This is a genomic window from Streptomyces sp. MA5143a (assembly GCF_900290235.1).
In the GTDB taxonomy this organism is placed as follows: domain Bacteria; phylum Actinomycetota; class Actinomycetes; order Streptomycetales; family Streptomycetaceae; genus Streptomyces.
Genome location: NZ_OLMK01000033.1, coordinates 22,177 through 28,176 on the forward strand (window position 1 = coordinate 22,177; position 6,000 = coordinate 28,176).

6 protein-coding genes and 1 pseudogene are annotated in these 6,000 nt (G+C 72.4%); 6 read left to right on the top strand and 1 reads right to left on the bottom strand.

The genetic code is table 11. The features are described 5' to 3' along the window. Positions 1 to 206 precede the first annotated feature (206 nt). From SMA5143A_RS16550 to SMA5143A_RS16565, 4 genes are all read left to right on the top strand, one after another. Entirely contained in the window at positions 207 to 662 is a 456-nt protein-coding gene (locus tag SMA5143A_RS16550) for an SPW repeat protein (protein ID WP_055516005.1), read from the top strand. A 190-nt stretch (positions 663 to 852) separates the two neighbouring features. Then, positions 853 to 2,055 (top strand): aminoglycoside phosphotransferase family protein, encoded by a 1,203-nt coding sequence (locus tag SMA5143A_RS16555; RefSeq protein ID WP_258193560.1) that lies wholly within the window; start codon positions 853 to 855, stop codon positions 2,053 to 2,055. Between the two features lie 85 nt (positions 2,056 to 2,140). Beyond that, positions 2,141 to 2,404 (top strand): GlsB/YeaQ/YmgE family stress response membrane protein, encoded by a 264-nt coding sequence (locus tag SMA5143A_RS16560; protein WP_107463686.1) that lies wholly within the window; start codon positions 2,141 to 2,143, stop codon positions 2,402 to 2,404. A 259-nt stretch (positions 2,405 to 2,663) separates the two neighbouring features. Beyond that, a complete protein-coding gene (locus tag SMA5143A_RS16565) occupies positions 2,664 to 3,542 on the top strand; it encodes a GNAT family N-acetyltransferase (RefSeq protein WP_107463687.1) in 879 nt (292 codons plus the stop codon). A 16-nt stretch (positions 3,543 to 3,558) separates the two neighbouring features. On the opposite strand, the gene SMA5143A_RS16570 is transcribed toward SMA5143A_RS16565, so the two are convergent. Continuing rightward, positions 3,559 to 4,353: a GNAT family N-acetyltransferase gene (locus SMA5143A_RS16570; protein WP_107463688.1), complete on the bottom strand. Its 795-nt coding sequence runs from the start codon at positions 4,351 to 4,353 to the stop codon at positions 3,559 to 3,561. Positions 4,354 to 4,486: 133 nt separating this feature from the next. Here SMA5143A_RS16570 and SMA5143A_RS16575 point away from each other — a divergent pair. Together SMA5143A_RS16575 and SMA5143A_RS16580 are read left to right on the top strand one after the other, a co-directional pair. After that, positions 4,487 to 4,690 (top strand): annotated as a pseudogene (locus SMA5143A_RS16575) (nucleoside deaminase); the annotation flags it as partial. A 144-nt stretch (positions 4,691 to 4,834) separates the two neighbouring features. Further along, positions 4,835 to 6,000, top strand: a 1,166-nt coding sequence (locus SMA5143A_RS16580) for an acyltransferase family protein (RefSeq protein ID WP_107463690.1), incomplete at its 3' end; no start/stop codon positions are given.

Here is a 6,000-nt window from a genome sequence, read left to right on the forward strand (position 1 = left end):
GCATTCCCGACCGGGTCCGTCCCCGGGGAACGGTCGGCGATCCCCGGGGACGGTTCGCTCCCCCGCCCCTCGCACCGCTCGACCGCGCCTCACCGCTCGACGACATCTACACATAAAGGAGAAATAAGAGCAGAATGAACGTAGGTGGCCCCTTCCGCACACCCCCTCGGACGCGGTCAGGCTGCCGAGTTCAAAGGAGTTGAGTCATGGCCAACGTCTCACACAGGAGTGACATCACCAGCCACCCTGATGTCACCGAAATGCGGGCCCGGTACGACCGCATGCTCGGTGGTCGCGATGTGGCGCTCGTCGACGGACCGGTGTTCCTGCTCGGTCTGTACTGCGCCGTGTCCCCGTGGATACTCCACTACACGACGAGCCAGCCCTCGCTGGTGCCCCACAACCTGATCGTGGGCATCGCGATCGGCCTGCTGGCCCTCGGCTTCACCGCAGCCCCGGAGAGGATGTACGGCCTGAGCTGGGCCATGTGCGCCCTCGGAGTCTGGATGATCATCGCACCGTGGATCGTGGGCGACAGCCCCGACGCCGGTGTCGTGGTCAACAACATCATCATCGGCGCCCTCGCTCTGGCCCTCGGAATGCTGTGCGCCGGCGCATCGGCGAAGGGCGGCTCCCGCGCCTCCCGCACTCCGCCGATGTAGAACAGAAGACCCGCGAGGGGTACTGACGGCCGATCCGCCCCGGCGGGTCGGCCGTCGCCGTACGGGGAGCCGTGGGGGCGCGTGGCCGGGCGGGGACCCGAGTGGGGCCCGCGTGGGGCCGGCGCAACGCCCTTCTCCTCGGCCTGTATTCGTTCGCCGGGGGCCCGCCCTCCCCGGCACACTGGCGCCCGTGAATCGAACCGTCAGCGCATGGGTGACCTCGGGCGGCAACTTCCTCGGGGTGACCGGCCCGTTCCCCGTCGACGTCCCCTGGTGGGCCGAGGTCGAGCAAGTCGTCCGGCATCTGGAGCGGGCCCTTCAGGTGCCCGTGCTGGTTCTGCGTCTCCTCTCCGTCGACGGGGGCGAGGGCGGACGGGACGGTCATGTGACCTACCACGTCGAGGCGTCCGAGCCCCCGGGGCCCGGCACGTTGGAGCAGCGGCAGGTGGACCGGGCGCTGTGGAGCGGCGACGAGCCCCTCCGCTCGCCGTGGGCACGGGCCGAGGGGTTGCGGGAGTTGCTCGACTGGGCCCGGCGGACACTGTCCGACCAGGGGCGGCCGGTGACGGGCCCGGTCGGGCAGCGGCGGACCTGGAACCTTGCGGGGCTGTTCCGGCTGCCCACCGGACGCGGCCCGGTCTGGCTCAAGGCCACCCCTCGTTTCGCCTCCGACGAGGCGACCGTCATCGCCGCGTTCGCCGAGGTCGCCCCGGGGCTCGTCCCCACCGTGCTCGGCGCCGCCGAAGGGCGCGTCCTGCTGGAGCACATCCCAGGCGAGGACTGCTGGAACGCCGATGCCCGCACCGTCGAGGCCGGGGTGCGCCGCTTCGTCGCCGCCCAGGCCGCACTGGCCGACAGACGGCCGCACGGACTGCGGGACCGGCGCGACGCGACGCTCGCCGGTCTCGCGCGCCGTCTCCTGGACGGCACCGTCCCCCTGGAGATCAGTGCCCGGGAACGGGAGACGGCACGGGAGTTGACGGACCGATGGGAACTGCTCGGCGCGTGCGGACTGCCCGACACGCTGGTGCACGCCGACTTCCATCCCGGCAACTGGCGCGGCGACGGCGGCCCGCCCGTCGTCGTGGACTTCGCCGACGCCCACTGGGGCAATCCGGTCCTGGACTGTCTGCGCCTGCACGACCGTCTTCCCGAGGCCGTCCGGGCGACGGCCGTCCGCACCTGGGTGGACGCCTGGCGGTCCCACCGGCCCATGAGCGACCCCTTGCGTGCGCTCGCGCTAGCCGAACCCCTGGCTCATCTGACGTACGCCGTGCGCTATCAGGAGTTCCTGGACGGCATCGAGCCGTCGGAGCGGCCGTACCACGAGGGCGACCCGGCCACGGTGATCCGGAGGGCGGTGCGATGTGCCGCGCGTCCGGGCGGTTGGTGAAGAAGCTGAAACCGAAACGGAGTGCACTCGCGTTCGAAGGGCACTCGGAGTGCCACAGGGGTCGCGACGAAGGGGCGGAGAGCAGATGGAGATCGACGGCATCATCAGTGCCATCATCATCGGCATCGTGATCGGTGTCCTGGGACGGCTGGTCGTCCCGGGCCGGCAGCGCATCGGCATCCTGCTGACGATTCTCGTCGGCATCGTCGCCGCGCTCGTCGGATCCGCGATCGCCGCGGGGATCGGCGTGGCCGACACCGACGGCGTCGACTGGGTGGAGTGGCTCATCCAGATCGGACTCGCGGCACTGGGCGTCGTGGCACTGGACCGCGCCAAGGCCCGGCGCTGAGGCGACGTCGGGCAAGGGCAGCGGAACCCGGAGCGCGACGAGGCCGGCGGAACCGGGGCGGCGGCGGCACGACCGCCGCCCCGGCGCCGCGCGTCGCAGCCGACGGTGACGCGTGCGCCGCCGGTGACGGGTGTCGGGGTCGGCCGTAATTCCGTTGTGGGACGGCCGTTGCCACGGCTAGCGTGCCCCGACTCGGCAACCCGGGTTACCCGGTTCGCCGCCCGCCGCCCGCCGCCCGCCGATCAGCTTCGGAGCCCTCTTGCCCGCGCGCATCACCCCGCTCGCCGACCCCTCCCCCACCCTGTTCAGCCGCCGGTTGGCCTGGCTGGCCTCCGGGGCCGACGGTGAGCCCCTCGGCTCGGCCTTCCTGCGGCTGTTCGCCAAGGAGGGCCAGACGCATCTCGCCGAACTCGAACTCACCGTGCACCCGGCCGAACGGCGACGCGGTGCGGGCACGGCTCTGCTCGAAGCGGCGGTCGGCGCGGCGAGGAGCGAGCGCCGCCGGACGGTCGTCGCACAGGCCCGCCAGGGCTCCCCCGGTGCCGCGTTCCTCGCGGCGCGCGGCTTCCGCGACGTACTGACGCTGACGTACGCCCGCCTGGACCTCGCGGACCTGGACCTCGACCGCGTCCGCCGCGTCGCGGAGCAGCCCCGGCCCGGCTACCACCTGACCGCGTGGGCGGGTGTCGTGCCCGCCGATCTGGCCGAAACCTATGCGGCCTCCCGCCGCGCGATGGACGACATGCCGATGGGCGACACCGACTACGGGGCGGTGGTCTGGGACGTCGAGCGGCTCGTGGCGGCCGCCGAGACGATCGAGAAGCGCGGCGACTCGCTCCACACGGTCGCGGCGGTGGACTCGTCGGACGGCACGATCGTCGGTTTCTCGGAGCTCGTGCTGCCCGCCGGCGGCGAGGGCGACGGGCAGCACTACGGCACGGCGGTCCTGCCCGAGCACCGGGGCCGCGGGCTGGCGTCGAAGATGAAGGCGGAGGCCCTCCTCCGCGCCCACAGCCTGTACCCGGGCATCGCGCTGCTCACCGACACGGCGGAGGACAACGCGCCGATGCGCCGCGTCAACGACCGGCTCGGCTACCGGCCCACGCACCGGGCGGTGGAGTACCAGCTCGACCTGTGACGGGCGCGGGGCGGTGTCATACCGCCCCGGCCGTGCCCACGGCGTACTCGTGCGGGGTCGTCGTCGTGAGCGGCTCGAAGCCGAGGCGGGCCAGGATCGGGCGGCTGCGGGCGAGGGCGTCGACCTGGACGTAGCGGTAGCCGCGGTCGGCGGCGACCCGGGCTCGATGGGCGACGAGGGCCCGGTAGACGCCCCGGCCGCGCCAGGTCTCCACGGTGCCGCCGCCCCACAGGCCGGCGAAACGGGTGCCCGGGAGCAGCTCCATGCGGGCGGCGCTCACCGGTTCGTCACCGGCGAGGGCCACGACCGCCACGACCGTGTCGGTGTCCCCGCCGAGCTGGGCGAGAAGCTGGTTCCGCATCCGGGAGCTGTCCGTGCCGAACGCCTTCTCGTGGACGTCGGCCACCATCGCCACGCCCTCGGCGTCGGTGACGGGCAGGATGCGGACGCCCTCGGGAGGGTCGACGTCGAGGGTGAGGTCGGCGACCTCGGCGACCATCAGCGTCTCTTCCGGAGCGGCGGTGAAGCCGGCCGCGCGGAGTCTTCGCCCCAGGTCCACGGGCAGGTCGTGTCCGTACAGCTTCCACTCGAAGTCACGGCCGAGGCCGGAGAAGTAGCGGATCTGCTCGGCGATGGCCGCGTCGGCGCCCGCCTCGTCCAGATCGGACCAGACGACTCCGCTCCAGCCGTTCTCGGAGCCGACCTGACGCACCACCCCGCCCACGCGCTCGATCCGGGCTCCGGGACTGTCGGGGCGGGCGCCCTCGCGCATGTCCCGGTCGAACAGTGCCAGCACAGCAGCGTGATCCATACGGTCACTCCATCATCACTCGTTCGCCCTGGCAACGGGTGTCGCCCGCGGAAAGGGGTGCGATTCGGACACACGACGTAGGGTGCGCCCCGCGCAGTGCATTCGAACGGTCTCGAGGAGGGCTCGTACGACCATGGTGGACGAATCCGAACTGGCGTACCTGCGGCGGTGTGTGGAGCTGGCGACGGAGGCGTTGGAGGCCGGTGACGAACCGTTCGGCTCGGTGCTCGTCGGGGCCGACGGCACGGTGCTGGCGGAGGACCACAACCGGGTGGCCGGTGGCGACCGCACCCGTCGCCCGGAGTTCGAACTGGCCCTCGCCTCGTCGGAGCAACTCGCCACGTGGCTCGGCGCCTGCAGGTTCCACACGGGAAAGGCGGGCGACGCCGACGACTGAGACGGCCGGAACGGCGACGACTGAGACGGTCGGAACGGGGCAGCCGGTCCGGGTCCGTCGTCGTTGACCGGAGAACTTCTTTCGATGCCTGAAGACGTGGCGCAGCACTCCCGTCCCGCCCCGGCGGCCCCGCCCGACCGGGTCGGGCCCCCGGTGGGGCGCGGGTCGCGGGACCCGTACTTCGACAACGCGAAGTACCTCACCATCGTCCTGGTGGCGTGCGGGCACGCCTGGGAGCCGCTGACGTACGGCAGCCGGGCCGCGACGGCCGCGTATCTGACGGTCTACGCCTTCCACATGCCGGCCTTCGCCCTGATCTCCGGGTACTTCTCGCGGAGCTTCGACATGGCGCCCGGCCGGCTGAGGCGGCTGCTGACCGGGGTGGTGCTGCCGTACGTGGTGTTCGAGACGGCGTACACGCTGTTCTACCGGTGGGCGCAGGACGATCCGGGATATCCGCTGAGCCTGCTGGACCCCTGGTACGTGATGTGGTTCCTGGTCGCGCTGTTCGTGTGGCGGGTGACCACCCCGGTGTGGCTGGCATTGCGGCACCCGGTGCCGGTCGCGCTCGGTCTGGCGACGCTCGCGGCGGTCTCGCCGGACCTCGGCGGGGACATCTCCATCCAGCGTGTCCTGGGGTTCCTGCCGTTCTTCGTGCTGGGGCTGACCCTGCGCCGCGAGCACTTCGAGCGGCTCCGCACCCGCCGGATGCGCCTCGGGGCGCTCGTCGTGGGGGTGGGGGCGCTCGTGGCGGCGTACGGGGTGGCCCCGTGGTTCGACGCTGGCTGGTTCTACCACCGGGGCAGTGTCACCGGGCAGGGTGCCTCCCGCTGGGCGGGGCTGCTCACCACGCCCGCGCTGTTCGGTCTGGCGGTGCTGCTGACGGCCTGCTTCCTGGCCTGGGTGCCGCGCCGGCAGCTGTGGTTCACGGCGCTGGGCACCGGCACGATGTACGGCTATCTGCTGCACGGTTTCGTGATCAAGTGGGCCCGCTTCCGGGACTGGTACGCCGCCGAGTGGCTGCACACCCCGCTCGGGCAGCTCGCGGTCACGGCCGTCGCGGTCGCCGGCATCACCCTGCTGTGCGCGTCCCCCGTACGCGCCGTGCTGCGCTGCGTCGTCGAGCCGCGCATGGAGTGGGCGTTCAGGCGGCCTGCCGCGGCGGAACCGTCCGTGGCGGGCGCGGCGCCGGCACCGTCCTCGGAACAGGCGACCGCCCCTAGGGCGTGTTGCGAAAGTCCCGTCTGCCC